Source organism: Streptomyces sp. NPDC005794 (assembly GCF_042871445.1).
Classification (GTDB): domain Bacteria; phylum Actinomycetota; class Actinomycetes; order Streptomycetales; family Streptomycetaceae; genus Streptomyces.
Genome location: NZ_JBIAIN010000019.1, coordinates 1 through 24,324, shown reverse-complemented (window position 1 = coordinate 24,324; position 24,324 = coordinate 1). Strand labels below are relative to the sequence as shown.

The 24,324-nt window shown below is 68.7% G+C and carries 26 protein-coding genes and 4 pseudogenes; 15 read left to right on the top strand and 15 right to left on the bottom strand.

From position 1 onward, the window contains the following. Positions 1-4: 4 nt before the first annotated feature. Positions 5-1,123 (bottom strand): transaldolase, encoded by a 1,119-nt coding sequence (tal, locus tag ACFYQ5_RS27175; protein WP_389201261.1) that lies wholly within the window; start codon positions 1,121-1,123, stop codon positions 5-7. Between the two features lie 34 nt (positions 1,124-1,157). Next, positions 1,158-3,245, bottom strand: coding sequence for a transketolase (gene tkt, locus ACFYQ5_RS27170; protein WP_389201259.1), 2,088 nt, complete (start codon positions 3,243-3,245; stop codon positions 1,158-1,160). Positions 3,246-3,534: 289 nt separating this feature from the next. Here tkt and ACFYQ5_RS27165 point away from each other — a divergent pair, with 289 nt between their 5' ends. Then, entirely contained in the window at positions 3,535-4,488 is a 954-nt protein-coding gene (locus tag ACFYQ5_RS27165) for a heme o synthase (RefSeq protein ID WP_389201258.1), read from the top strand. A gap of 100 nt (positions 4,489-4,588) precedes the next feature. Then, positions 4,589-4,957, top strand: coding sequence for a hypothetical protein (locus tag ACFYQ5_RS27160; protein WP_389201256.1), 369 nt, complete (start codon positions 4,589-4,591; stop codon positions 4,955-4,957). On the opposite strand, the gene ACFYQ5_RS27155 is transcribed toward ACFYQ5_RS27160, so the two are convergent. From ACFYQ5_RS27155 to ACFYQ5_RS27140, 4 genes are all read right to left on the bottom strand, one after another. After that, the gene (locus ACFYQ5_RS27155; protein WP_389201255.1) at positions 4,954-5,454 is read right to left on the bottom strand and encodes a hypothetical protein; all 501 of its coding nucleotides are present in this window, start codon (positions 5,452-5,454) and stop codon (positions 4,954-4,956) included. The genes ACFYQ5_RS27160 and ACFYQ5_RS27155 overlap by 4 nt on opposite strands. A gap of 160 nt (positions 5,455-5,614) precedes the next feature. Next, positions 5,615-6,595 (bottom strand): heme A synthase, encoded by a 981-nt coding sequence (locus ACFYQ5_RS27150; protein ID WP_389201253.1) that lies wholly within the window; start codon positions 6,593-6,595, stop codon positions 5,615-5,617. A gap of 109 nt (positions 6,596-6,704) precedes the next feature. After that, complete coding sequence (locus ACFYQ5_RS27145) at positions 6,705-7,472, bottom strand: ABC transporter permease (RefSeq protein WP_389201251.1); 768 nt, start codon at positions 7,470-7,472, stop codon at positions 6,705-6,707. After that, on the bottom strand, positions 7,469-8,395 hold the full coding sequence (locus ACFYQ5_RS27140) for an ABC transporter ATP-binding protein (RefSeq protein ID WP_389201249.1): 927 nt from the start codon (positions 8,393-8,395) through the stop codon (positions 7,469-7,471). The genes ACFYQ5_RS27145 and ACFYQ5_RS27140 overlap by 4 nt, the downstream gene beginning before the upstream one ends. Positions 8,396-8,628: 233 nt before the next feature. Here ACFYQ5_RS27140 and ACFYQ5_RS27135 point away from each other — a divergent pair, with 233 nt between their 5' ends. The 9 genes and pseudogenes from ACFYQ5_RS27135 to ACFYQ5_RS27095 form a co-directional block, all read left to right on the top strand. Continuing rightward, the gene (locus ACFYQ5_RS27135) at positions 8,629-9,378 is read left to right on the top strand and encodes a helix-turn-helix transcriptional regulator (RefSeq protein ID WP_389201247.1); all 750 of its coding nucleotides are present in this window, start codon (positions 8,629-8,631) and stop codon (positions 9,376-9,378) included. Continuing rightward, complete coding sequence (sufB, locus tag ACFYQ5_RS27130; RefSeq protein WP_033303094.1) at positions 9,375-10,796, top strand: Fe-S cluster assembly protein SufB; 1,422 nt, start codon at positions 9,375-9,377, stop codon at positions 10,794-10,796. Before ACFYQ5_RS27135 ends, sufB begins: the two co-directional genes overlap by 4 nt. Positions 10,797-10,855: 59 nt before the next feature. Continuing rightward, on the top strand, positions 10,856-12,037 hold the full coding sequence (sufD, locus tag ACFYQ5_RS27125; RefSeq protein ID WP_389201246.1) for a Fe-S cluster assembly protein SufD: 1,182 nt from the start codon (positions 10,856-10,858) through the stop codon (positions 12,035-12,037). 1 nt (position 12,038) lies between these two features. Beyond that, positions 12,039-12,356 (top strand): bifunctional 3-phenylpropionate/cinnamic acid dioxygenase ferredoxin subunit, encoded by a 318-nt coding sequence (locus ACFYQ5_RS27120; protein ID WP_205019480.1) that lies wholly within the window; start codon positions 12,039-12,041, stop codon positions 12,354-12,356. A gap of 7 nt (positions 12,357-12,363) precedes the next feature. Next, complete coding sequence (gene sufC / locus ACFYQ5_RS27115) at positions 12,364-13,155, top strand: Fe-S cluster assembly ATPase SufC (protein ID WP_250289936.1); 792 nt, start codon at positions 12,364-12,366, stop codon at positions 13,153-13,155. Then, positions 13,152-14,420 carry a cysteine desulfurase gene (locus tag ACFYQ5_RS27110; protein ID WP_384611488.1) on the top strand — a complete coding sequence of 423 codons (1,269 nt, stop codon included), beginning with the start codon at positions 13,152-13,154 and terminating at the stop codon, positions 14,418-14,420. The genes sufC and ACFYQ5_RS27110 overlap by 4 nt, the downstream gene beginning before the upstream one ends. Positions 14,421-14,436: 16 nt before the next feature. After that, positions 14,437-14,892, top strand: a complete 456-nt coding sequence (sufU, locus tag ACFYQ5_RS27105; RefSeq protein ID WP_389201243.1) for a Fe-S cluster assembly sulfur transfer protein SufU — start codon at positions 14,437-14,439, stop codon at positions 14,890-14,892. Then, positions 14,889-15,227 carry a metal-sulfur cluster assembly factor gene (locus ACFYQ5_RS27100; RefSeq protein ID WP_014156915.1) on the top strand — a complete coding sequence of 113 codons (339 nt, stop codon included), beginning with the start codon at positions 14,889-14,891 and terminating at the stop codon, positions 15,225-15,227. Before sufU ends, ACFYQ5_RS27100 begins: the two co-directional genes overlap by 4 nt. 59 nt (positions 15,228-15,286) lie before the next feature. Then, a pseudogene (locus ACFYQ5_RS27095) lies at positions 15,287-15,478 on the top strand (VOC family protein); the annotation flags it as partial. Between the two features lie 335 nt (positions 15,479-15,813). On the opposite strand, the gene ACFYQ5_RS27090 reads toward ACFYQ5_RS27095, so the two are convergent. The 6 genes from ACFYQ5_RS27090 to ACFYQ5_RS27065 all read right to left on the bottom strand — a co-directional run bounded on the left by ACFYQ5_RS27090 (position 15,814) and on the right by ACFYQ5_RS27065 (position 19,811). Continuing rightward, on the bottom strand, positions 15,814-16,245 hold the full coding sequence (locus tag ACFYQ5_RS27090; protein WP_389201241.1) for a VOC family protein: 432 nt from the start codon (positions 16,243-16,245) through the stop codon (positions 15,814-15,816). A 39-nt stretch (positions 16,246-16,284) separates the two neighbouring features. Further along, on the bottom strand, positions 16,285-17,028 hold the full coding sequence (locus ACFYQ5_RS27085) for an SDR family oxidoreductase (protein ID WP_389201240.1): 744 nt from the start codon (positions 17,026-17,028) through the stop codon (positions 16,285-16,287). A 79-nt stretch (positions 17,029-17,107) separates the two neighbouring features. Continuing rightward, on the bottom strand, positions 17,108-18,217 hold the full coding sequence (locus ACFYQ5_RS27080; protein ID WP_389201238.1) for an NADH:flavin oxidoreductase/NADH oxidase: 1,110 nt from the start codon (positions 18,215-18,217) through the stop codon (positions 17,108-17,110). Positions 18,218-18,274: 57 nt separating this feature from the next. Further along, complete coding sequence (locus tag ACFYQ5_RS27075) at positions 18,275-18,709, bottom strand: SRPBCC family protein (RefSeq protein WP_389201237.1); 435 nt, start codon at positions 18,707-18,709, stop codon at positions 18,275-18,277. Next, on the bottom strand, positions 18,709-19,110 hold the full coding sequence (locus ACFYQ5_RS27070) for a RidA family protein (RefSeq protein WP_389201235.1): 402 nt from the start codon (positions 19,108-19,110) through the stop codon (positions 18,709-18,711). The genes ACFYQ5_RS27075 and ACFYQ5_RS27070 overlap by 1 nt, the downstream gene beginning before the upstream one ends. Before the next feature lie 50 nt (positions 19,111-19,160). Continuing rightward, positions 19,161-19,811 carry an NAD(P)H-binding protein gene (locus tag ACFYQ5_RS27065; RefSeq protein WP_389201233.1) on the bottom strand — a complete coding sequence of 217 codons (651 nt, stop codon included), beginning with the start codon at positions 19,809-19,811 and terminating at the stop codon, positions 19,161-19,163. 116 nt (positions 19,812-19,927) lie between these two features. Here ACFYQ5_RS27065 and ACFYQ5_RS27060 point away from each other — a divergent pair, with 116 nt between their 5' ends. Then, a complete protein-coding gene (locus tag ACFYQ5_RS27060; RefSeq protein ID WP_389201462.1) occupies positions 19,928-20,578 on the top strand; it encodes a GntR family transcriptional regulator in 651 nt (216 codons plus the stop codon). A 158-nt stretch (positions 20,579-20,736) separates the two neighbouring features. Beyond that, positions 20,737-21,144 carry a hypothetical protein gene (locus ACFYQ5_RS27055; RefSeq protein WP_389201231.1) on the top strand — a complete coding sequence of 136 codons (408 nt, stop codon included), beginning with the start codon at positions 20,737-20,739 and terminating at the stop codon, positions 21,142-21,144. Positions 21,145-21,216: 72 nt separating this feature from the next. On the opposite strand, the pseudogene ACFYQ5_RS27050 reads toward ACFYQ5_RS27055, so the two are convergent. Together ACFYQ5_RS27050 and ACFYQ5_RS27045 are read right to left on the bottom strand one after the other, a co-directional pair. Further along, a pseudogene (locus ACFYQ5_RS27050) lies at positions 21,217-22,025 on the bottom strand (IS5 family transposase). Positions 22,026-22,192: 167 nt separating this feature from the next. Further along, positions 22,193-23,044 carry an enoyl-CoA hydratase/isomerase family protein gene (locus tag ACFYQ5_RS27045; protein ID WP_389201229.1) on the bottom strand — a complete coding sequence of 284 codons (852 nt, stop codon included), beginning with the start codon at positions 23,042-23,044 and terminating at the stop codon, positions 22,193-22,195. A gap of 42 nt (positions 23,045-23,086) precedes the next feature. Between ACFYQ5_RS27045 and ACFYQ5_RS27040 the strand changes: the two genes are divergently transcribed. Together ACFYQ5_RS27040 and ACFYQ5_RS27035 are read left to right on the top strand one after the other, a co-directional pair. Further along, positions 23,087-23,491: a helix-turn-helix domain-containing protein gene (locus tag ACFYQ5_RS27040; RefSeq protein WP_081014204.1), complete on the top strand. Its 405-nt coding sequence runs from the start codon at positions 23,087-23,089 to the stop codon at positions 23,489-23,491. Positions 23,492-23,556: 65 nt separating this feature from the next. After that, positions 23,557-23,904, top strand: a pseudogene (locus ACFYQ5_RS27035) (transposase); the annotation flags it as partial. 192 nt (positions 23,905-24,096) lie between these two features. Here ACFYQ5_RS27035 and ACFYQ5_RS27030 read toward each other — a convergent pair. Further along, a pseudogene (locus ACFYQ5_RS27030) lies at positions 24,097-24,324 on the bottom strand (IS110 family transposase); the annotation flags it as partial.

Below are 24,324 nucleotides of genomic sequence, written 5' to 3'. Positions count from 1 at the left end.
GTGGTCAGCCCTCCGAAGGAGCGAGGCGATCGAGCTCGGCCTCGGTCGAGTTGAGCAGGTCGTTCCAGGCGGCCTCGAACTTCTCGACGCCTTCGTCCTCCAGCAGCTGGACGACGTCGTCGTAGCTGACCCCGAGATTCTTGATGGCCTCGAGGTCGGCGCGGGCCTGGTCGTAGCCACCGGCGACGGTGTTGCCGGTGATGTCGCCGTGGTCGGCCACGGCCTCCAGCGTCGCCTCCGGCATGGTGTTGACCGTGTTGGGGGCGACGAGGTCGTCGACGTACAGGGTGTCCTTGAGCGACGGGTCCTTGACGCCGGTGGAAGCCCACAGCGGACGCTGCTTGTTGGCCTGCGCCTTGTCCAGGGCGGCCCAGCGGTCGCCCGCGAAGACCTCCTCGTACGCCTCGTAGGCCAGCCGGGCGTTGGCGAGGGCGGACTTGCCCTTCGCCGCCTTCGCCGCGTCGCTGCCGACCGCGTCCAGACGCTTGTCGATCTCGGTGTCCACGCGGGACACGAAGAAGGACGCCACGGAGTGGATCTTGGAGAGGTCGAGGCCCGCGGCCTTCGCCTTCTCCAGGCCCACCAGGTAGGCGTCCATGACCTCGCGGTAGCGCTCCAGCGAGAAGATCAGGGTCACGTTGACGCTGATGCCCCGCGCGATGGTCTCGGTGATCGCCGGCAGGCCGGCCTTCGTCGCCGGGATCTTGATGAGCGTGTTCGGCCGGTCCACCAGCCAGGCCAGCTGCTTGGCCTCGGCGACCGTGGCCACGGTGTTGTGGGCCAGGCGCGGGTCGACCTCGATGGAGACCCGGCCGTCCTGGCCCTGCGTCGCGTCGAAGACCGGACGCAGGATGTCGGCGGCGTCACGGACGTCCGCCGTCGTGATCATGCGGATGGCTTCCTCGACGGTGACCTTGCGGGCGGCGAGGTCGGTGAGCTGCTGCTCGTAACCGTCACCCGAGGAGATCGCCTTCTGGAAGATCGACGGGTTGGTCGTGACACCCACGACGTGGCTCTGGTCGATCAGCTCGGCCAGGTTGCCGGACGTGATCCGCTTGCGCGACAGGTCGTCCAGCCAGATCGCCACGCCCTCGTCGGAGAGGCGCCTGAGTGCGTCTGTCATGAGAATTACATCTCCTACTAATCGTGTAATCGCGTCAGCGCGCAGCGGATGCGAGAGATTCCCGGGCGGCTTCCGCCACGTGCGCGGCGGTGAAGCCGAACTCGCGGAAGAGGATCTTGGCGTCCGCCGACGCACCGAAGTGCTCCAGCGAGACGATCCGGCCGGCGTCGCCCACGTACCGGTGCCAGGTGAGGCCGATGCCGGCTTCGACGGCGACCCGGGCCTTCACGGACGGCGGCAGCACGCTGTCCTTGTACGCCTGGTCCTGCTCCTCGAACCACTCGACACACGGCATGGAGACCACACGGGTCGGCACACCGGCCGCCTGGAGCTCGTCGCGGGCCTCGACGGCCAGCTGGACCTCGGAGCCCGTCGCGATCAGAACGGCCTGCGCCTCGCCGCCTTCGGCGTCGAAGAGTACGTAGCCGCCCTTGGCCGCGTCGTCGTTCGCCGGGTAGGTGGGCACGCCCTGACGGGTCAGCGCCAGACCGTGCGGGGCGCTCTTGCCGTAGTCCTTCTTGCCGCGCTTGAGGATCTCGCGCCAGGCGATGGTCGTCTCGTTGGCGTCGGCCGGGCGGACGACGTTCAGGCCCGGGATGGCACGCAGCGAGGCGATGTGCTCCACCGGCTGGTGGGTCGGGCCGTCCTCGCCGAGACCGATCGAGTCGTGCGTCCAGACGTACGTCACCGGGAGGTGCATCAGCGCGGACAGGCGGACGGCGTTGCGCATGTAGTCGGAGAACACCAGGAAGGTGCCGCCGTAGATGCGGGTGTTGCCGTGCAGCGCGATGCCGTTCATGGCCGCGGCCATGGCGTGCTCGCGGATGCCGAAGTGGATCGTCCGGCCGTACGGGTCGGCCTCGGGAAGCGGGTTGCCCACCGGGAGGAACGACGACGTCTTGTCGATCGTGGTGTTGTTCGAGCCGGCCAGGTCGGCGGAGCCGCCCCACAGCTCGGGGATGACACCGCCGAGCGCCTGCAGGACCTTGCCGGAGGCGGCACGGGTGGCGACCCCGTGACCGGCCTCGAAGACCGGGAGCTCGTCCTCCCAGCCCGCGGGCAGCTCGCCGGCGGCGATGCGGTCGAAGTCGGCGGCGCGCTCCGGGTTGGCGGTGCGCCACGCGGCGAAGCTCTTGTCCCACTCGGCCTTGGCCTCACGGCCGCGGTCCAGCGCCTCACGGGTGTGCGCGATGACCTCGTCGGAGACCTCGAAGGTCTTCTCCGGGTCGAAGCCGAGCACCCGCTTGGTGGCCGCGATCTCGTCGTCGCCGAGCGCCGAGCCGTGCGCGGCCTCGGTGTTCTGGGCGTTCGGGGCGGGCCAGGCGATGATCGAACGGGCCGCGATGAACGACGGGCGCTCCGTCTCGGCCTTGGCGGCCTGCAGCGCGCGGTAGAGACCCTCGGGGTCCAGGTCACCGCTGGGCAGCTGGTCCACACGCTGGACGTGCCAGCCGTAGGACTCGTAGCGCTTCAGGGTGTCCTCGGAGACCGCGGTCTCGGTGTCGCCCTCGATCGAGATGTGGTTGTCGTCCCACAGCAGCACCAGGTTGCCGAGCTTCTGGTGGCCGGCGAGCGAGGACGCCTCCGCCGAGATGCCCTCCTGGAGGCAGCCGTCACCGGCGACGACCCAGATGGTGTGGTCGAACGGGGAGGTGCCGGGGGCCGCCTGCGGGTCGAAGAGACCGCGCTCGTAGCGGGAGGCCATCGCCATGCCCACGGCGTTGGCGACACCCTGGCCGAGGGGGCCGGTCGTCGTCTCGACACCGGTGGTGTGGCCGTACTCCGGGTGGCCCGGGGTCTTGGAACCCCAGGTGCGGAAGGCCTTGAGGTCGTCCAGCTCCAGGCCGTACCCGGCGAGGTAGAGCTGGATGTACAACGTCAGGCTGGAGTGGCCCGCGGACAGTACGAACCGGTCGCGCCCGGTCCAGTCCGCGTCCGCCGGGTCGTGACGCATCACCTTCTGGAAGAGGGTGTACGCGGCAGGAGCCAGGCTCATCGCCGTACCCGGGTGGCCGTTTCCGACTTTCTGTACGGCGTCCGCGGCGAGGACGCGGACGGTGTCCACGGCCCGCTGGTCCAATTCGGTCCACTGAAGGTCTGTGGTGGTCGGCTTGGTGCTCACCCTGAGTCAGGGCTCCTCTCCACTGTTCGTAAACCGGTGACTGGTTACCGCACCGGGCATTGTCGAGCCTACCCCCGTCACAAGGCGGTACTTCTGCCCTTTCCACAGTGCGGGCGACCTGCGGAGTTCGCCTCCCGTATGAGCGCCTCCGTTCACTTCTGCGCCACCCCAACACGACCCCACCCCCGCGAAGAGCGGCGTATGCCCAACGTCTACAGTGGTCTGGTTCGCGCAAGTCTTTACCGGGCCGCCTTCACGCCCGGAGCTTGCTGGGATTTCTCTGTCAGGGGTGTGCGTGACGGCCGTCGAGTCCCGACCCGCAGGGGTCGCCTTGACTCCGAGCCCAGCGGGCCAACGCCCGTTCGGGGCCCGCATCAAGGCATTCGTGGCTCTTACCAAGCCGCGCATCATCGAGCTGCTGCTGATCACCACCGTTCCGGTGATGTTCCTCGCCGCTCAGGGCGTGCCTGATCTGTTGCTCGTAGTCACCACCACCGTCGGCGGATATCTCTCCGCGGGCGGTGCCAATGCGCTCAACATGTATATCGACCGCGACATCGACGCGCTCATGGACCGTACGTCGCAGAGGCCGCTGGTCACCGGCATGGTGAGCCCGCGTGAGTGCCTGGCCTTCGGAATCGCCCTCGCGGTGATTTCCACGGTCTGGTTCGGACTCCTCGTCAACTGGCTCTCGGCGGCGCTCGCACTCGGCGCACTTCTGTTCTATGTCGTCGTCTACACGATGCTGTTGAAGCGCCGGACCTCGCAGAACATCGTCTGGGGCGGAATCGCCGGCTGCATGCCCGTACTCATCGGCTGGTCCGCCGTGACCAATTCGATGTCCTGGGCCGCGGTGATTCTTTTCGCCGTCATCTTCTTCTGGACGCCGCCGCACTACTGGCCGCTGTCGATGAAGGTGAAGGAGGACTACGCCCGGGTCGGCGTCCCGATGCTTCCGGTCGTCGCCTCCAACCAGGTGGTGGCCCGCCAGATCGTCGTCTACAGCTGGGTCATGGTCGCCGTCTCGCTGCTGCTCACCCCGTTGGGCTACACCGGCTGGTTCTACACCGCGGTGGCGCTGCTGACCGGTGGTTTCTGGCTCTGGGAGGCGCACGGCCTGCAGAACCGGGCGAAGGCGGGCGTGACCGGCGGCAAGCTCAAGGAGATGCGGCTGTTCCACTGGTCCATCACCTATGTCTCGCTCCTCTTCGTCGCCGTAGCGGTGGACCCGTTCCTGAGGTAGTCCCGCACGCACCGAAGCTCCGCCGACGGGCGGGGGACGTGGCCGATGCCACGCCCCCCGCCCGTCGCCAGTTGATCTACCCGTCGGTAGCATCCTGTCCATGGCAGAGACGGCAGAGCCCCAGACCCAGCAGACGGACGACAGCAAGCACGCGGCCCGCGCCGAGCGCAGGGCCGCGAAGCTCGCCAAGCAGATCGGTGCCTTCGCCAAGGAGCACGGCGGCGCCGAGGGGCAGCTCGCCTACCTCGGCCAGACGGGTACCCGCATCGTGCTGGTCGGTGAGGACGGCGGCTGGGGCGACCTGGTCGCCCCCTCCCACGCCGTCGCGGAGAGCGCCACGCGGAAGGCCGGCATCACGGTCCACGAGAACTTCGACGGCGAATTCGCGGCGAAGGTCCGCACCGGTCCGTACGAGTGGTCCCGGATGGCCGGGATCCAGGTCGGCGGCCCGTCCAACGACAAGGCCTAAGGCTTCCCGGGCTCGGGTTCGGGCCCGGCCTCGGGCTTCGGCTCGGCCGGCCCGGACGCCGGGCCGAAGTCCGCTCCCTGGTCGCGGGCCCACGCCTCCCAGCCGTCCGCGTCGGTGGGGGAGGTGTAGTCGTCCGGGGAGTCGGTGTCCTTCTTCCGCACGAGGACGCGTGTGCAGCCGGAGCAGTGCCGGATGTCCGCGCCGGACCGGTCGTTGCCGGCGGCCGGATGCGCGCGCTCGGCGAACACCGCCGCCTTCTCGCGGGCCTCGTGCCTGCCACGGATCCGTCGGCGTGCCAGGAGCACCAGGACGGGGACGAGCAGGATTTCGAGTCCGGCCAGCTTCCAGGAGAAGTCGGCCACCAGCAGCAACACCGCGGCCACCGGTATGAGCAGTGGCCCGGCCGTCGGAACCGCGGCGAGCTCACCGCGGCGCAGCGGCTGGGCGCGGTCCTGGAAGGCCCCTACGGGGAAGGCCTTCTCGTAGAAGCAGTTCATGCGGTGTTCCCCGGAGCACATGCCCATTGCCCCACCCTTCGCCGACGGACGCTCGGTCGGAGACCGGGACCATGGTGGAGGGGCGGGGCGGAGCCGGTCCAGAGGCACGGAGCGCTATGGCCGAAACGCCGGGCGAATCGTACCGGGGAGGCGCTCTTGCTCAGTGCGCGGCGGCGTGCTCCGGCTGCTCTCCGGCCGTCGGCGCGGGAACACCGACATCGGCCGCCGGGCGCTCCCGCAGCGACAGCAGCAGGCGCAGCACCGCGATCCACAGCAGGGCCGAGCCGAACATGTGGAGGCCGACCAGGATCTCCGGTACGTCGTTGAAGTACTGCACGTATCCGATGACGCCCTGCGCCACCAGCACGATCAGCAGGTCACGGGCGCGAGCCCGGGTGTCGGCGGGGGCGTCGACGACGCGCAGGGCGAACCACATCGCGATGGCCAGGGCGCAGACGACCCAGGCGGCGATGGCGTGGATGTGTGCGGCCGCGCTCCAGTCCCACGGCATGCGCGGTACGTCGCTGCTGTCACCGGCGTGCTTGCCGGAGCCGGTCACGGTGGTGCCGAGCACGATCAGGACCACCGTGGTGCCGACGACGGCCCAGGACAGCTGCCGCACCGGCCGCGGGGCCCGTGGGCGCCGCGCGCCGTCGCCCTCGCCGATCCGCACCCAGGTGATCACGGCCACCGTGAGCAGGCAGTTGGCGAGCAGGAAGTGCCCGGCCACCGACCACGGGTTGAGGCCGGCCCAGACAGTGATGCCGCCGATGACGGCGTTCCCCATCACCAGCCAGAACTGCGACCACGCCAGGCGGGTGAGACCGCGCCGGCGGGGCTTCAGGGCGCGTGCCGCGATGATCGCCCAGCCGACCGCGGCCGACAGGACGTAGGTGAGCATCCGGTTGCCGAATTCGATGGCGCCGTGCAGGCCCTGCTCCGGCGTGGCGAAGAGGCTGTCGTCGGTGCACTTGGGCCAGGTGTCGCAGCCCAGACCGGAACCGGTCAGCCGTACCGCGCCGCCGGTGACGATGATGAAGACGCTCATCATCACCGCGGAGAGTGCGGCGCGCTTGGCCGTCTTCGCCGACGGAGTCCAGCGCTTGGCGATGTAGGAGATGGGGGTTTCCACGCGCACCATCGTAGGCAACGGCTTGTGCATGTTTTCACGAGGGGTCGGCCGTTCCCGGATGACCCGGGACATCAGCGGTGGGCCGGTCCGCTCACCCGGTCCGCCTCACCCGGTCCGCTCACTCCCAGCGGAAGAACCTCGCCGCCGCTCCCAGTCCCAGCACCGCCCAGACCGCCAGGATCGCCGCGTCGCCCCAGGGCATCGCCGCGCCGTGCTGCAGGACGTCCCTGAGCCCGTCGGAGAGCGCCGAGATCGGAAGCAGGCCCAGCACCGACTGTGCCGCGTCGGGGAACTTGTCCAGCGGCACGATGACCCCGCCGCCGACCAGCAGCAGCAGGAAGACCAGGTTGGCCGCTGCCAGCGTCGCCTCTGCCTTCAGCGTCCCGGCCATCAGAAGCCCGAGCCCGGAGAAGGCGACGGTGCCCAGCGCCAGGAGCAGCAGCACGGCGAACGGATTGCCCGCGGGCGACCAGCCGAGGGCGAAGGCGATCACCGTCAGCAGGACGATCTGCAGTACCTCCGTGACCAGGACCGAGAGGGTCTTCGCCGTCATCAGGCCCCAGCGGGGCAGTGGCGAGGCGCCCAGCCGCTTGAGCACCCCGTAGCGGCGTTCGAAACCGGTCGCGATGGCCTGGCCCGTGAAGGCCGTGGACATCACCGCGAGCGCCAGGACGCCGGGCGCCAGGAAGTCGACCGGTTCACCCGCGCCGGTGTCGACGATGTCGACCGCGCTGAACAGCACGAGCAGCAGCGTCGGGATGACCACCGTCAGCAGCAGCTGTTCGCCGTTGCGCAGGAGCATCCGCGTCTCCAGCGCGGCCTGCGCGGCGATCATGCGGGGCAGTGGGGCGGCGCCGGGGCGCGGGGTGTACGTACCGGCGCTCATGCGCGCAGCTCCTTGCCGGTCAGTTCCAGGAAGACGTCCTCGAGGGTGTGCCGCTCCACCGCGATGCCGTCCGGCATCACGCCGTGCTGGGCGCACCAGGAGGTGACGGTGGCGAGCAGCTCCGGGTCGATCCGCCCGGTGATGCGGTACGTGCCGGTGGCGAGCTCGGCCGCCTCGCTGCCGTCGGGCAGCGCCTTCAGCAGCGAGCCGAGGTCCAGACCGGGGCGGCCGGTGAAGCGCAGGGTGTTCTCGGCGCCGCCACGGCAGAGCTGCTCGGGGCTGCCCTGGGCGATGACCCGGCCCGCGTCGATGACGGCGACGTCGTCGGCGAGCGCCTCGGCCTCGTCCATGAAGTGGGTGGTGAGGACGACCGACACCCCGTCGGTGCGCAGCTCGCGGATCAGGTCCCAGGTGGAGCGGCGGGCCTGCGGGTCGAGGCCGGCCGTCGGCTCGTCCAGGAAGACCAGCTCGGGGCGGCCGACGACGGCCATGGCCAGCGCCAGGCGCTGCTGCTGGCCGCCGGAGAGCCGGCGGTAGGTGGTCCGGCCGCAGCTGCCGAGTCCGAGGCGCTCGACGAGCGCGTCGACGTCCAGCGGATGGGCGTGCAGCTTCGCCATGTGGCGCAGCATCTCGTCGGCGCGGGCGCCCGAGTAGACGCCGCCGGACTGCAGCATCACGCCGATACGGGGCCGGAGCGCCGCGGCATCGGCGACCGGGTCGAGGCCGAGGACCCGTACGGTCCCCTCGTCCGGCCGGCGGTATCCCTCGCAGGTTTCGACGGTGGTGGTCTTCCCGGCGCCGTTGGGGCCGAGGACCGCGGTCACCGCGCCCGCCGCGACCTCCAGATCGAGGCCGTTGACCGCCGTTTTGGTGCCGTACCGCTTGACGAGGCCCTTGGCCTGTACGACGGGCTCACTGCTCATGGCGGGCAAGTCTAGGCTGGCCGGTCAGGGGTCCGGCGCGCCGGGTTGCCCGAGCTCCCACGAGCATTCCGGTGGCCCGGCCGCCGGCCGGCCCCCGAGGGCGTCACCTGCGACGGCCTGCACCGATCGTTTGTTTCCGCAGGTCAACTTAGGTTCACCTAAGTGACGAAGGGCACCGCAGTCGGCTGGGAGGTGGGTTGTCACGCCCCGAAGAATTACGCAACAATGGCGTTGTGAAATACGTTGGCGAGGCTCCTCAGGAGGAACTCGCGACCGGTGAGCGCTCGACGCGCAACCGCGTCGCGCGCTCCATCCTGGACCACGGCCCGTCCACCGCCGCCGATCTGGCGAAGCGCGTCGGGCTGACCCAGGCCGCGGTGCGCCGTCACCTGGACGCCCTCGTCTCCGACGATGTGGTCGAGCCCCGCGAACAGCGGGTCTACGGAGCGCGGACCCGCGGCCGTCCGGCCAAGGTCTTCGCCCTCACCGACTGCGGCAGGGACGCGTTCGACCAGTCCTACGACAAGCTCGCCGCCGACGCGCTGCGCTGGATCGCCGACACGGCGGGGGACGAGGCGCTCGTCGCTTTCGCCCGCGCCAGGATGGCCGCCCAGTCCGAGGCGTACCGCGCCGTGATCGAGGCCGCGGGCCCCGAAGCGCGCACCGAGGCCTTGGCCAAGGCCTTGTCCGCCGACGGGTACGCTGCTACGGCGCGTAGCGCGCCGGGTCCCCAGCAGGGCGAGCAGCTCTGTCAGCACCACTGCCCGGTCGCGCACGTAGCCGAGCAGTTCCCGCAGCTGTGCGAGGCGGAGACGGAATTCTTCTCCAGTCTGCTCGGGACCCATGTGCAGCGTCTCGCCACACTCGCCCACGGCGACGGTGTGTGCACGACGTTCGTTCCGCGCGGCAGCCCCGCAGCACCACAGGCTTCACAGACCACCCATTCAGTATCTGCAAGTACGGCCGGGAGGAACCCCGCATGACGCTCCCTACGGAGACTGCCCACCCTGAGCTCGAGGGTCTGGGTACGTACGAATTCGGCTGGGCCGACTCCGACGCGGCAGGCGCGGCGGCGAAGCGCGGCCTGTCCGAAGCTGTCGTCCGCGACATCTCGGAGAAGAAGAACGAGCCGGAGTGGATGCTCAAGCTCCGGCTCAAGGGCCTGAAGCTGTTCGGCAAGAAGCCCATGCCGAACTGGGGCTCCGACCTGTCGGGCATCGACTTCGACAACATCAAGTACTTCGTGCGGTCCACGGAGAAGCAGGCGGAGTCCTGGGAGGACCTGCCCGAGGACATCAAGAACACGTACGACAAGCTGGGCATCCCGGAGGCGGAGAAGCAGCGCCTGGTCGCCGGTGTCGCCGCGCAGTACGAGTCCGAGGTGGTCTACCACCAGATCAACGAGGAGCTCGAGGCGCAGGGTGTCATCTTCATGGACACCGACACCGCGCTCAAGGAGCACCCGGAGCTGTTCAAGGAGTACTTCGGCACCGTCATCCCCGTCGGTGACAACAAGTTCGCCTCGCTGAACTCCGCCGTGTGGTCCGGTGGCTCCTTCATCTACGTGCCGAAGGGCGTGCACGTCGAGATCCCGCTCCAGGCCTACTTCCGTATCAACACGGAGAACATGGGCCAGTTCGAGCGGACGCTGATCATCGTCGACGAGGACGCCTACGTCCACTACGTCGAGGGCTGCACCGCGCCGATCTACTCCTCGGACTCGCTGCACTCCGCGGTCGTCGAGATCATCGTGAAGAAGGGCGGCCGCTGCCGCTACACGACCATCCAGAACTGGTCGAACAACGTCTACAACCTGGTCACCAAGCGTGCCGTGGCGTACGAGGGCGCGACCATGGAGTGGGTCGACGGCAACATCGGCTCCAAGGTCACCATGAAGTACCCGGCCGTCTACCTGATGGGTGAGCACGCCAAGGGCGAGACCCTGTCCATCGCCTTCGCGGGCGAGGGCCAGCACCAGGACGCCGGCGCCAAGATGGTCCACATGGCACCGAACACCTCCTCCAACATCGTCTCGAAGTCGGTGGCGCGAGGCGGTGGCCGCACCTCCTACCGCGGTCTCATCGAGATCGGCGAGGGTGCGCCGGGCGCCAAGTCCAACGTGCTGTGCGACGCGCTGCTCGTGGACACCATCTCCCGCTCGGACACCTACCCGTACGTCGACGTCCGCGAGGACGACGTGTCGATGGGTCACGAGGCGACCGTCTCCAAGGTCTCCGAGGACCAGCTCTTCTACCTGATGAGCCGCGGCATGACGGAGTTCGAGGCCATGGCGATGATCGTGCGCGGCTTCGTCGAGCCGATCGCCAAGGAGCTGCCCATGGAGTACGCCCTGGAGCTCAACCGGCTGATCGAGCTGCAGATGGAGGGTTCGGTCGGCTGATACGCCCGCCGACCGCGTCCCAAGAGTTCTTGACTGAGAAAGCGAGCACTACGACAGCCATGGCTGAGGCTCAGAACATCCCGGCCGGTTCGACGACCGCCGGTTCCATCGCGGTGGCCGCCGAGTCCACCGTCGCCACGCGCATGAGCGCGCCCCCGTCCTTCGACGTCGCGGACTTCCCGGTCCCGCACGGCCGCGAGGAGGAGTGGCGGTTCACGCCGCTGGAGCGGCTGCGCGGGCTGCACGACGGCACCGCCGTCGCGACCGGTGGCGGTGTCAAGGTCGTGATCGAGGCGCCCTCCGGCGTCACGGTCGAGACCGTCGGCCGCGACGACGCGCGGCTCGGCAGGGCGGGCACCCCGGTGGACCGTGTCGCCGCCCAGGCGTACTCGTCCTTCGAGCAGGCCTCGGTCGTCACGGTCGCCAAGGAGGCCGTGCTCACCGAGCCGGTCCGGATCGCGGTGCACGGCGAGGGCGGTGTGGCCTACGGCCACCAGGTCATCGAGCTGGGCGCCTTCGCCGAGGCCGTCGTCGTCATCGACCACACCGGTGACGCGGTGCTCGCCGCCAACGTCGACTACGTCCTGGGCGACGGTGCGAAGCTCACCGTCGTCTCCGTCCAGGACTGGGACGAGAAGGCCGTCCACGTCGGTCAGCACAACGCGCTGATCGGACGGGACGCCTCCTTCAAGTCCATCGTCGTCACCTTCGGCGGCGACGTGGTCCGCCTCCACCCGCGGGTCGCCTACGCGGCCACCGGCGGCGAGGCGGAGCTCTTCGGTCTGTACTTCACCGACAAGGGCCAGCACCAGGAGCACCGTCTCCTGGTCGACCACAACGCCCCGCACTGCAAGTCCAACGTGGCCTACAAGGGCGCGCTGCAGGGCGAGGGCGCACACGCCGTCTGGATCGGCGACGTCCTCATCCAGGCGGCCGCCGAGGGCACCGACACCTACGAGATGAACCGCAACCTGGTTCTCACCGACGGTGCCCGGGTCGACTCCGTACCGAACCTGGAGATCGAGACCGGCGAGATCGTCGGCGCCGGCCACGCCTCGGCGACCGGCCGCTTCGACGACGAGCAGCTGTTCTACCTGCAGTCCCGCGGTATCCCGGCCGAGGAGGCCCGCCGACTCGTCGTGCGCGGCTTCTTCGCCGAGCTGGTCCAGCAGATCGGTCTGCCGGACGTCGAAGCCCGTCTCCTCGACAAGATCGAGACCGAGCTGAAGGCGTCGGTCTGAGATGGCCTTCGTCAAAGCCTGTGCGCTGAGCGAGCTGGAGGACGACACCCCCAAGAGGGTGGAGCTCGACGGCACGCCGGTGTCCCTCGTCCGCACCGAGGGCGAGGTGTTCGCGATCAACGACATCTGCTCGCACGCGAACGTCTCGCTGTCGGAGGGCGAGGTGGAGGACTGCGCGATCGAGTGCTGGCTGCACGGATCGAGCTTCGACCTCCGCACCGGCAAGCCGTCCGGTCTTCCCGCGACGCGCCCCGTCCCCGTATACCCCGTAAAGATCGAAGGGGACGATGTGCTCGTCTCCGTCACCCAGGAGTCCTGAGTCACCCATGGCAACGCTTGAAATCCGCGACCTGCACGTCTCCGTCGAGGCCGACAACGCCACGAAGGAGATCCTCAAGGGCGTCGACCTGACCGTGAAGCAGGGCGAGACCCACGCCATCATGGGCCCGAACGGGTCCGGCAAGTCCACCCTCGCGTACTCGCTCGCGGGTCACCCCAAGTACACGATCACGAGTGGCACGGTGACCCTGGACGGCGAGGACGTCCTGGAGATGTCCGTCGACGAGCGGGCCCGCGCCGGCCTGTTCCTCGCCATGCAGTACCCGGTCGAGATCCCCGGTGTCTCGGTCTCCAACTTCCTGCGCACCTCCGCCACCGCCGTCCGCGGCGAGGCCCCCAAGCTGCGGACGTGGGTGAAGGAGGTCAAGGAGGCGATGGCCGAGCTCCAGATGGACCCCGCCTTCGCCGAGCGCAACGTCAACGAGGGCTTCTCCGGCGGTGAGAAGAAGCGCCACGAGATCCTCCAGCTGGAGCTCCTCAAGCCGAAGATCGCGATCCTCGACGAGACCGACTCCGGCCTGGACGTCGACGCGCTGAAGACCGTCTCCGAAGGCGTCAACCGGGTGCGTGAGAGCGGCGAGGTCGGCACCCTGCTGATCACGCACTACACGCGCATCCTCAAGTACATCAAGCCCGACTACGTGCATGTCTTCGCCAACGGCCGGATCGCCGCCTCCGGTGGCGCCGAGCTCGCGGACACGCTGGAGAACGAGGGCTACGAGGCCTACACGAAGGGTGGCCCCGTGAGCGGAGCGAACTCAGGAGGTACGGTCGCGTGACTGACGCCCGACAGGGGCTCTCCGGCCTCCTCGACACCGAGGCGATCCGCAAGGACTTCCCGATCCTGGACCGCACGGTCCACGACGGCAAGAAGATCGTTTACCTGGACAGCGCTGCGACCTCGCAGAAGCCGCGCCAGGTCCTCGACGCGCTCAACGAGTACTACGAGCGGCACAACGCCAACGTCCACCGCGGTGTGTACACGATCGCCGAGGAGGCCACCGCGCTGTACGAGGGCGCTCGCGACAAGGTCGCGGCCTTCATCAACGCACCCAGCCGCAACGAGGTGATCTTCACCAAGAACGCCTCGGAGTCGCTCAACCTCGTCGCCAACATGCTCGGCTGGGCCGACGAGCCCTACCGGGTCGACAGCGACACCGAGATCGTCACCACGGAGATGGAGCACCACTCCAACATCGTGCCGTGGCAGCTGCTCTCGCAGCGCACCGGCGCGAAGCTGAAGTGGTTCGGCATCACGGACGACGGCCGGCTGGACCTGTCGAACATCGACGAGATCATCACCGAGAAGACGAAGATCGTCTCCTTCACGCTGGTCTCCAACATCATGGGCACGATCAACCCGGTGGAGAAGATCATCCGCCGTGCCCAGCAGGTCGGCGCGCTGGTCTGCATCGACGCCTCGCAGGCGGCCCCGCACATGGTGCTCGACGTGCAGGCGCTGCAGGCCGACTTCGTGGCCTTCACCGGCCACAAGATGGTCGGTCCGACGGGCATCGGCGTGCTCTGGGGACGGCAGGAACTCCTGGAGGACCTGCCGCCGTTCCTCGGTGGCGGCGAGATGATCGAGACCGTGTCGATGCACTCGTCGACGTACGCGCCCGCGCCGCACAAGTTCGAGGCCGGTACACCCCCGATCGCGCAGGCCGTCGGCCTCGGCGCGGCCGTGGACTACCTCTCGGCCATCGGCATGGAGAACATCCACCGCCATGAGCAGGCGATCACCGAGTACGCGGTGAAGCGTCTCCTGGAGGTCCCCGACCTCCGGATCATCGGTCCGGCCACGGCCGAGGACCGCGGCGCGACGATCTCCTTCACGCTCGGCGACATCCACCCCCACGACGTGGGCCAGGTACTCGACGAGCTGGGTATCGCCGTCCGGGTCGGACACCACTGCGCACGGCCGGTCTGCCTGCGGTACGGAATTCCTGCGACGACGCGAGCGTCGTTCTATCTGTACTCCACGCCCGCCGAGGTCGACGCCCTGGTGGACGGTCTGGAACACGTGCGGAACTTTTTCGGTTAAGGGCGAGGGTTGACTGGTGAAGCTTGATTCCATGTACCAGGAAGTGATCCTGGACCACTACAAGCACCCCCACGGGCGTGGCCTGCGGGACGGCGACGCCGAGGTGCATCACGTCAACCCGACGTGCGGCGACGAGATCACGCTCCGCGTGAGGTACGACGGCGAGACCATCGCCGACGTCAGTTACGAGGGCCAGGGCTGCTCCATCAGCCAGGCCAGCGCTTCCGTGCTCAACGAGCTGCTGGTCGGCAAGCGGCTCGGCGAGGGGCAGAAGATCCAGGAGACCTTCCTGGAACTGATGCAGTCCAAGGGTCAGCTGGAGCCGGACGACGCGATGGAGGAGGTGCTGGAGGACGCCGTCGCGTTCGCCGGTGTCTCCAAGTACCCGGCCCGGGTCAAGTGCGCGCTGCTCAGCTGGATGGCGTGGAAGGACGCGACGGCGCAGGCGCTGTCCGAAGGGAAGACGGCATGAGCGAGAACGAGACTCTTACGACCAAGCCGGCCTCCGAGGAGGAGGTCCGCGAGGCTCTGTACGACGTGGTCGACCCCGAGCTGGGCATCGACGTCGTCAACCTCGGCCTGATCTACGGCATCCACATCGACGACGCCAACATCGCCACCCTCGACATGACCCTGACGTCCGCGGCCTGTCCGCTGACCGATGTCATCGAGGACCAGGCGAAGTCCGCGACGGACGGCATCGTCAACGAGTTGCGGATCAACTGGGTCTGGATGCCGCCGTGGGGCCCGGACAAGATCACCGACGATGGTCGCGAGCAGCTTCGCGCACTCGGCTTCAACGTCTGATTCCAGTCGTCGTCCGTTGTGACGGCGAACGGCCATGCCTGCCAGTATCCCTGGCAGGCATGGCCGTTCGCTTTTACCACCTCGCCGTCGATGCCCACGATCTGCCGTCGCCGGCCCGCTTCTGGTGCGGGGTGCTCGACTGGCAGGTGCTGTGCGAGGCCGAGGCCGAGGCCGAGGACGAGATCGTCATCGGCGCGGACGCGTTCGCGATGCCGGGCATGTGCTTCCTCCCCGTACCGGAGGAGAGGACCCGGGTGCCCCCCCGGCCTCGGCGAGGGAGTCGAGCTGCGCGTGGAGGGACTGCCGGGCGGTCGAGGCGCGGGCGTATCCGAGGCGGACGTGCCCGACCGGTTCGGCGCCGGCGCCTACGGGGCGGGGCAGCTCGGTCCAGGCCGAACCCGGCTTATGTACGGCGGGGGTCGGCACACTGAGCGCCTTGGCGAGTTGGGGTACGAGGCGGAAGCGGGCGGTGTGGTACTGGATCGCCACCTTGCCCTTGCCGGTGCGGCATGGGGAGCCCGCCGGGGCGGCGCAGGTGGACCGTCGGGCAGCCCCTCTGAAATCCCTCCACCGTCCACGGAGGATGTCAGGCTGCGAACACTTGGGAGTCGTCGGCGAACGCCTTGAACTCCAGGGCGTTGCCGGCAGGGTCGAGCAGGAACATCGTCCACTGCTCGCCGGCCTCGCCCGCGAAGCGCACGTAGGGCTCGATGACGAAGTCGGTGTCCGCGGCGCGCAGCCGTTCGGCGAGCCGGTGGAAGGCGTCGACGGTCAGGATCAGCCCGAAGTGCGGTACGGGGACGTCGTGGCCGTCAACCGGGTTGTGCGTCCGTTCGGCGCGGGCCGGGGCGAGGTGGGTGACGAACTGGTGGCCGTGCAGGTTCCAGTCCACCCAGGTGTCTGCGCTGCGGCCTTGCTCCAGGCCGAGGGTCTCGCCGTAGAAGCGGCGGGCAGCGTCCAGGTCGTCGACCGGGACGGCGAGGTGGAAGCGGGGAATGGGGGAGGCAGGACCGGACATGGGTGGGGTTCCTTCCGTGCGGCGTGGAGTGCCTGGCGCTTACCAGTTCTGACGGGTGGGGGAAACGATCAGGTCGTTGACGGTGACGTCGGCGGGCTGGTCGAGGGCGTAGACGACGGCGTCGGCAATGGCCTCGGGGCTGATGGCGATGGTGTTGAGCTCCTGGGCGGCCTTGCGTCCGGCGGGGTCGGTGACCTTGTCGGCCCAGCCGGTGTCGATGACGCCTGGGCTGATCGTGGACGCCTTGATGCCCTCGCGGACGCCGAGTTCCCTGCGCATGGACTCGGTCATGGCCTGCACGAAGAACTTCGTCGCGCTGTAGACACCGGCGCCGTCGCCGACCTGGTGTCCGGCTACCGAGTCCATGTTGAGGATGTGGCCGGACTTCTGGCGGAGCATCACGGGCAGGACGGCGTGGACGCCGTTGAGGTAGCCGCGGATGTTCACGTCGAGCATCCGGTTCCAGTCGTCGAGCGCGCGGTCCTTCCAGTACGAGAAGAGCATCAGTCCGGCGTTGTTGACGAGGACGTCGATACGCCCGTACGTGTCGACGGCGAAGTCGGCCAGCGCCTGCATGTCCGCGGCGTCGGTGACGTCGGTGAGCCGGGCGGCGGCGGTGCCGCCGGCCTTCTCGATGTCGGCGACCAGATGGTCGAGGTCTTCCTGGCCGCGGGCGGCGGCGACGATCCTGGCGCCGCGGACGGCGAGGGCCTTGGCGCTGACGGCGCCGATGCCGGAGGAGGCGCCGGTGATGACGACGACCTTGTCCTGCAGGTGGTTCATGGGGATCTCCCGGTGCGGTGGTTCGGCGCGCCTCCCCTGGTGAGGGCGGCGCGGCGGAGGCTGTGGCGGTACGGGGAGGTCAGTGCTTGCGGCGCTTGACGGCGTAGGCGTACTGGTCCGGCCAGGTCGGCTCGGCGTCGAGCGTGAGTGCGGCGTGCTGGGCCCAGTAGGGGTTGCGGAGCAGTTCGCGGCCGAGGAAGACGGCGTCGGCCTGCCCGCTGGTGAGGATGTCCTGCGCCTGCTGTGGCTCGGTGATGATGCCGACGGCGGCGGTGGGGATGCCGGTGGACTGGCGGGCCTGGGTGGCGAAGCGGACCTGGTAGCTGGGTCCGGCGACGATCTTGGCGTCGCGGACCATGCCGCCGGTGGACACGTCGAGCAGGTCGACGCCGCGGGCCTGGAGTTCCTTGGCGAGGCGGACGGTGTCGTCCCCGGTCCAGCCCTCGCGGGTGTCCTCGGGGTTCTCGGTCAGCCAGTCGGTGGCCGAGGTGCGGAAGAACACCGGCAGGTCCTCGGGCCATACGGCGCGGACGGCGTCGACGACCTCCAGGGCGAAGCGGATGCGGTTCTCGAAGCTGCCGCCGTAGGCGTCGGTGCGGTGGTTGGAGGCGGGGGAGAGGAAGGAGTTGATCAGGTAGCCGTGGGCGCCGTGCACCTCGGCGACCTGGAATCCGGCGGCCAGCGCGCGCCGCGCGGAGTCCGCGAAGTCGCGTACGAGCTGCTGGATCTCCTCCACGGTCAGCTCGTGCGGGACAGCGAGTCCGTCGTAGGCGATCGCGCTGGGGGCGACGGGCTGCCAGCCGCCCTCGGACTCGCTCAGGTAGCGGTCGGACAGCCAGGGCTTGTCCACCGACGCCTTGCGGCCGGCGTGCGCGAGCTGGATGGCCGGGACGGCACCGTGGGCCTTGATGGCCTCGGTGATGCGGGTGAACGCTTCCTGCTGGCGGTCGTTCCACAGGCCGAGGTCCCAGGGGCTGATGCGCCCGTCGGGCCGGACGCCGGTGGCCTCGGCCATGACCAGGCCCGCACCGCCGGCGGCGCGCGAGGCCAGGTGGGTGAGGTGGAAGTCGGTCGGCGCACCGGTGTCCGGGCCCTCGGGGGCGGCGGAGTACATGCACATCGGGGACATCCAGACCCGGTTGGGTATCGACAGGGATCGCAGGGTGAGGGGGGCGAACAGGGAACTCATGGGGGTGGTGCTTCCTTCGTGATCGGTGTCGTCGGACGGGGCGGCTGCCGTCCGGTGTCAGGCGAGGAGGGTATGGAGGCCTGCGAGGGCGGGGGCGTAGGCCGCTTCGAGGACCGTGGCGGCTTCCTGGGCGGTGGTGCCCTGGGCCGGGTCGAAGGTGGCGTGCCAGCTGAGGAAGGCGCCGCCGGTGTCGGCGACGGGCTGGACGTGCAGCGTCGAGCGGTAGCCGCGGACCGGCAGCGGTGCCTCGACGATCTCGTAACTCAGCTTCCGGCCGGCCTCGTCCAGGCCCACGAGCCGTTCCCGGTACATGCTGCCGTCCACCCCGGTGAGAAGGCGGACCGCACCAGGGGTGAGCCCGTTGCCGCCCCCGGTGATCTCGCTCGCCCGGATGGCCGGGTGCCAGTCGGGCAGGCCGTTGAACTGCCGGACGACCGCCCATGTCTCGTCCGCGGAGCTGGTGAAGACGGAGCTCCAGTACGCCTGCGCCATCAGGCGGGCAGACGGGTGTCGAGGACGAAGTTGGTCTCGATGAGCTGGCCGGGGAAGAACAGCGAGGCCACGCCGATGGTGCTGCTGGTGGGGCGGTGGTCGCCGAAGTAGGCCAGGTTGGCGGCCGCCATCGCGTTGTTGTACTTCGGCAGGTCCACGACGTACTGGGTCTCGGAGACGACCTGGTTGCGGGTGGCGCCGTAGTGGGCGAGGACCTTCTCGAAGTTGGCGAAGACCTGCGCGGTCTGGGCCTCGAAGTCGTCCGCGTAGAGGAAGTTGCCCGTGTCGTCGTGGGAGAGCTGGCCCGAGACATAGATCGTGTGCTCGACCTTGATGGCCTGGGCGAAGCCGAACTCGTGCTCGCCCGAGACGCCGTGGCTGTAGGAGTCGATGGCAGTCATGGTGGTTGTCCTTCTCTGGTGTGGATGCGGGGGTGGGTGGGGCGCCGGGCTCAGGAAGCCAGGCGGGCGACCGCGTCCGCGACGGGGGTGTCGCCGGAGGTCAGCTCGACGACGACGCGGCTGAGGGCGGGCTCGTGCAGAGCCGCGTCGATGAACGCGGCGACATCGTCGCGGTGCACGTCGCCGTACTCGACGGCAGGCCCGGCGGTGACCCGGCCGCTGCCGGGGGTGTCCAGCAGGGTCCCGGGACGGACGATCAGCCAGTCGAGATCGGTGCGCGCCAGGTACACGTCGGCGCTCTTCTTGACCTTGATGTAGTGCTCGAAGCCCTCACCGGCCTCGCCGCCGCGCAGCGCATCGGGGAAGACCGAAACCAGGACGAACCGTGTCACCCCGGCGAGCGCGGCTGCGTCGGCTGCCTTCTCCAGGCCTTTGCCGTCGATGAGGGTGGTCTTGTCCATGCCGGTTCCATGGGCGCCGGCCGAGAACACCACTGCGTCGTGCCCCGCGAGCTTGCCCGCGAGTTCTTCCACGGAGGCGGCGATCAGGTCGCCGGTCACCGGCGTCGCACCGGTCGCACGGAGCGTGTCGGCCTGGGCCGGGCTGCGGTGCATGCCGGTCACCTTGTCGCCGCGCTCGGAGAGCAGGCCGGCGAGCCTCCTGCCGACACTTCCGGCGGCACCGATCTGGAACACCTTCATGGATCGCCTCTTTTCTGGCCGGATGGCCGGTCGCTCAACTTGTCGCAATGTTGACATTGCGCCAACATGAGGAATGTTAACATTAAGCCATGGAGAAGACGCACGTCATAGACGCGGTGGCCCCCGCCCGCCGTCGCGGACTGGCCGACGAAGTCGCCGACCGGATCCGGGAGGCGATCTTCAGCGGCGCATACGCCCCCGGGGCACCGCTGCGCGAGGTCGAACTCTCCGGCGTCCTGCAAGTCAGCAGAGGTCCGGTGCGTGAGGCTCTGCGCGTACTGGAGCGCGAGGGACTCGTGCACTGCGCCTGGCACCGCGGCACCGTCGTCACCACGCTGTCCGCCGAGGATGTCGCCGAGCTCGACAGTCTGCGCGGCGCGCTGGAGGACCTCGCCGTCCATCAGGCCATCACGCACGCCTCCGAGGAGGACCTCGTCGCCATCGAGAAGGCGGCCGGCCTGATGGAGCACACGACGGACCCGCACGACATGGTCCGCCTGGACATCGCCTTCCACGACGCCGTCTTCGCCGCCACCGGCCACCAGCGCCTCGCCGCGGCCTGGGAGTCCATCCGCTGCCAGGTCCACCTGTTCCTGCTGACCCGCATCGGCCTCAGCACCGAGGGCTACCTCGGCTGCATCCCCCAGGAGCACCACGCACTGGCCGCCGCCCTGCGCGCCCGCGACCCCCAGGCCGCCCTCCCCCTCTTCGCCGCCCACCGCCGCCACGCGGTGGACGTCGTCACAGGTACGCCCAACCCGGCCTGAGGACCGGTCCATCACATCCGGGTGCTACTCAGCGTTTACAGAAGTTGGCACCAGCCGGAACCTCGGCTGCAATCCAATCGACGGCACAAGAGGGAGGGGCAAGAGCACGGCTCGGGGAAGAGTCTGGAACATACTCGGCCATAGAGCGAGTTCAGCGCATGTCGGCCGCACTCGTCCCGCACAAGGGCACCGAACATCACTACCAATACGACCCCGGCAAGGCGCTGGCCTACACAGCAGCGACGCTCGCATGGGTTGGAGATCCCGCAGCGGAAGACTACGCACGGCAGGTAATCGCGCGACTTGCTCCCGCTGGCGATGTGGAGAAATGGCCGCGCCGAGTGGCGTCAGCGAATATCGATTTGGCGTTGGATTTGCTAGGCGGTGACCGGCTGGATGAGGCGTGCAACGCAGCGCAGCGGGCTATATTGTCCGGTCGCATCGTCCCATCGAATCATTGGCGTGCACTTGAAGTGGTCAACGCGGTAGAAGCCCGACAGCTTCCGGAGGCGACGGATCTTCGCGAGGCCTACCAGGGTTTAAAAGCGCTGCCGGGGGGCGGATAGGTTGTCGGAATAAGAAAGGCCCCACGCTTGCTGCCCTTGAATGGGCGGCAAGCGCGGGGCTTACTGATCGTTTCAGAATGAGGTTCGTGGGCGTCGCAAGCAGATGATGCTGCAGGCGAGTGGGAGCAGGCCAAGGTGGAGGTCGGCGCGTATCTCGTAGCGGATGCGCAGGCGTTTGAACTGGTGGAGCCGGGCGAAGGTCCGTTCCACGACCGAGCAGGTCTTGCCCAGTCCCGATCCGTGCGGGACGCCTCGGCGGGCGATCTTGGGTGTGATGCCGCGGGCTCGGAGGATGCGGCGGTACTTGTCGTAGTCGTAGCCGCGGTCGGCGAAGAGCCGGCCTGGCCGGTGCCGCGGTCGTCCGCGAAGTCCTCGGATGCGGGGGATCGCGTCCAGTAGGGGTGTCAACTGGGTGACGTCGTGCCTGTTTTCGCCGGTCAGGGTGACGGCGAGAGGGGTGCCGTGCCGGTCGACGATCAGGTGGCGTTCGCTGCCCGGCCGTGCGCGGTCGACCGGCGAAGGCCCGGTGTGAGCCCCCCTTTGAGGGCTCGAACGTGTGAGCCGTCGATCGCAGCGTCGTCCATGTCCAGCAGTCCTGCCTTGCGCAGCTCGGCAGGAGCACTTTGTGCAGGCGGGACCACACCCCGGCCTCGGTCCAGTCCCGCAACCGCCGCCACGCTGTCACGCCGCTGCACCCGGTCTGCTCGGCGGGTACATCTCTCCAGCTCACGTTCTTACGCAGTACCTAAAACGATGCCTCGCAGGGCCGCGCGGTCGTCCGCCGGCAGGCGTCCGGGATGCCGATGACGGCGCGGCGGCCGGGGCGGCAGCAGCGGAGCGATACGTTCCCACAGATCATCAGGCACAAGATCATCCGGCACCTGGATCACTCTGCCGCCACCGGATCCGATCGCCAAGCCCTCACACCGAACTCATCCCGAAACAATCAGCTTCACAGAGTTGGAGGCGGCCCGTACGGTCGTTCGACCCGAATTACCAAACGGACCGTACGGACAACTTCTGCACTCCACCCGCGCAGGGCGATTCGTTACGAATGTCGGACGAGGTTCGCGCGCAGCGCCTTTTCGAGGTTCAGCTCCACCTCGCGCGTGTGAACCCCGGCCGCGAGCGCTGCCCGGGCAAGCTCTCCAGACGCGGGAGTGAACGTTTCGCCGAGCAGGCGGTTTTCCGCGCGCAGTGCGTCCTCAAGCGTGCCGTCGGCCGCGTCGATTGCTTCGATAGCCGCGGCGCGGACACCGTCGGGCAGAGACGCGATGGCCAGTGCGACCCACTCAACATATTCATCCAGTTCTGCGGCGGGCAGAGCTCGGTTCACCCAACCCCACCGCTCGGCAGTCGCCGCGTCGACGAGCCCGCCTGTCAGCACGATCTCGAGAGCGCGAGCGCGACCCACGAGGCGGGGCAGGTGGGCAGTTGCACCGGCTCCAGGCACGATGCCGATCAGTGCCTCGAACTGGCCGAACGCCGCAGTCTCGAGGGCCGCGAATCGCAGATCCAGGCTGGAGACCAGCTCGGCTCCACCGCCACGGGCGAGTCCCGCGACCTTGGCGATGGTGGTCTGAGGCAGACGCCGCCAGCGTTCATGAAGCCGCATCATCGGGCCCGTCCCGACAAGCGTCTCCTCCGCGACCGGGAGGGCGGCGTAGGTCGCGGGGTCCTCCACGAATGACAGGTCGCCGTGCGCCAGGAAGAACTCCGGATTAGCGCTCTGGACCACGATGACGTGCAGGTCGGGATCATTCTCGGCCGATGCAGCGACGGCGTCCAGGTCGAGCATGAGCTGCGCCGTCATCAGGTTGACGGGCGGAACGTCAATTGAGACCCATAGCACTCCGTCCTGGCGCTTGAGATTGAGGCTGGGCAGGGACTGTTCGGTCATGAGATTCCCTTGGGTCGCCGGTATCTCTGGTATACCTGGTACATGGCAGGTACTTCAAAGAAACCTGGTATCCGCGAAGATCGGGCCGGTCACGAGACCATCGTTGGCCCGCAGCGCGAGCTCCTGGATCAGCTGCTGGACAAGTGGGGTCATCTGCTGCTGGCCGCGTTGTGCCGGCAGCCGCGACGCTTCAACGAGCTCAAGAGAGAGCTCGATGGGGTCACTCAAAAATCGCTGACGCAGGCACTGCGACGGTTGGAACGCAACGGCCTCGTCGAGCGCCGGGTACTGATGCAACGCCCCGTTGCTGTGGAGTACCGGATCACACCGCTGGGCCGCACGCTTGAGGAGCCCTTCTCGATCCTGCGCTCCTGGACCGCCGACCACCTCCCCGAAGTCGAACGACACAGGGAGGCATTTGACAAAGGCGCGGACACCCTTCACTGATTTTTTCGGGATGAGTTCGGTGTGAGGGCTTGGCGATCGGATCCGGTGGCGGCAGAGTGGTCCAGGTGTCGGATGATCTTGTGCCTGATGATCTGTGGGAACGTGTCGCGCCGCTGCTCCCTCCTCGTCCGCCGCGGCGTCGGCGGTATCCGGGCCGCCTGCCAATGGATGACCGTGCGGCTCTGCGCGGGATCGTCTACGTCTTGCGCACGGATGTGACCTGGGCGGATGTGCCGACCGAGACGATCGGCTGTAGCGGGGTGACGTGCTGGCGGCGCCTGCGGGACTGGACCGAGGTCGGCGTCTGGCCCCGCCTGCACGAAATCCTCCTCGCGGAACTCCGCAGAGCCGGCCTGCTGGACATGGGGGACGCCGCGGTCGACGCCTCGCACGTCCGGGCCCTCGAAGGGGGGTGCCCCTATCTGTTTCGTCAACCCTGGCGGGGCTGGTTCGTCGGGGTTCGTGTTGGTTTCCGGGAACGTGCCGCGAAGTGGGATGTTCCCGGCGGATCGGGTGTGGTGCGGGCAGCCCGGTGGCCGGCGCGACGGGGTGGTCGTGCCGGTGACGGGTGCGGTGGACCGGAAAAGGTAGGGGTGGCGTGGTTGTCAGGCGGCGAGGTCGAGGGCGCGAGGTTCGTAGAGGGTGCCGTTGCGGATCATCGCGTGGATGACGTTCACGCGTTGCCGGGCCAGGCGGAGGATGGCCTGGGTGTGGGTTTTGCCGCGTGCGCGTTGGCGGTCGTAGTAGATCCGGGAGGACGGGTCGCTCTTGCAGCCGATCGCGGCGAACGCAGCCTGGAACAAGGCGCGTTTGAGGAGACGGTTGCCGCGGTG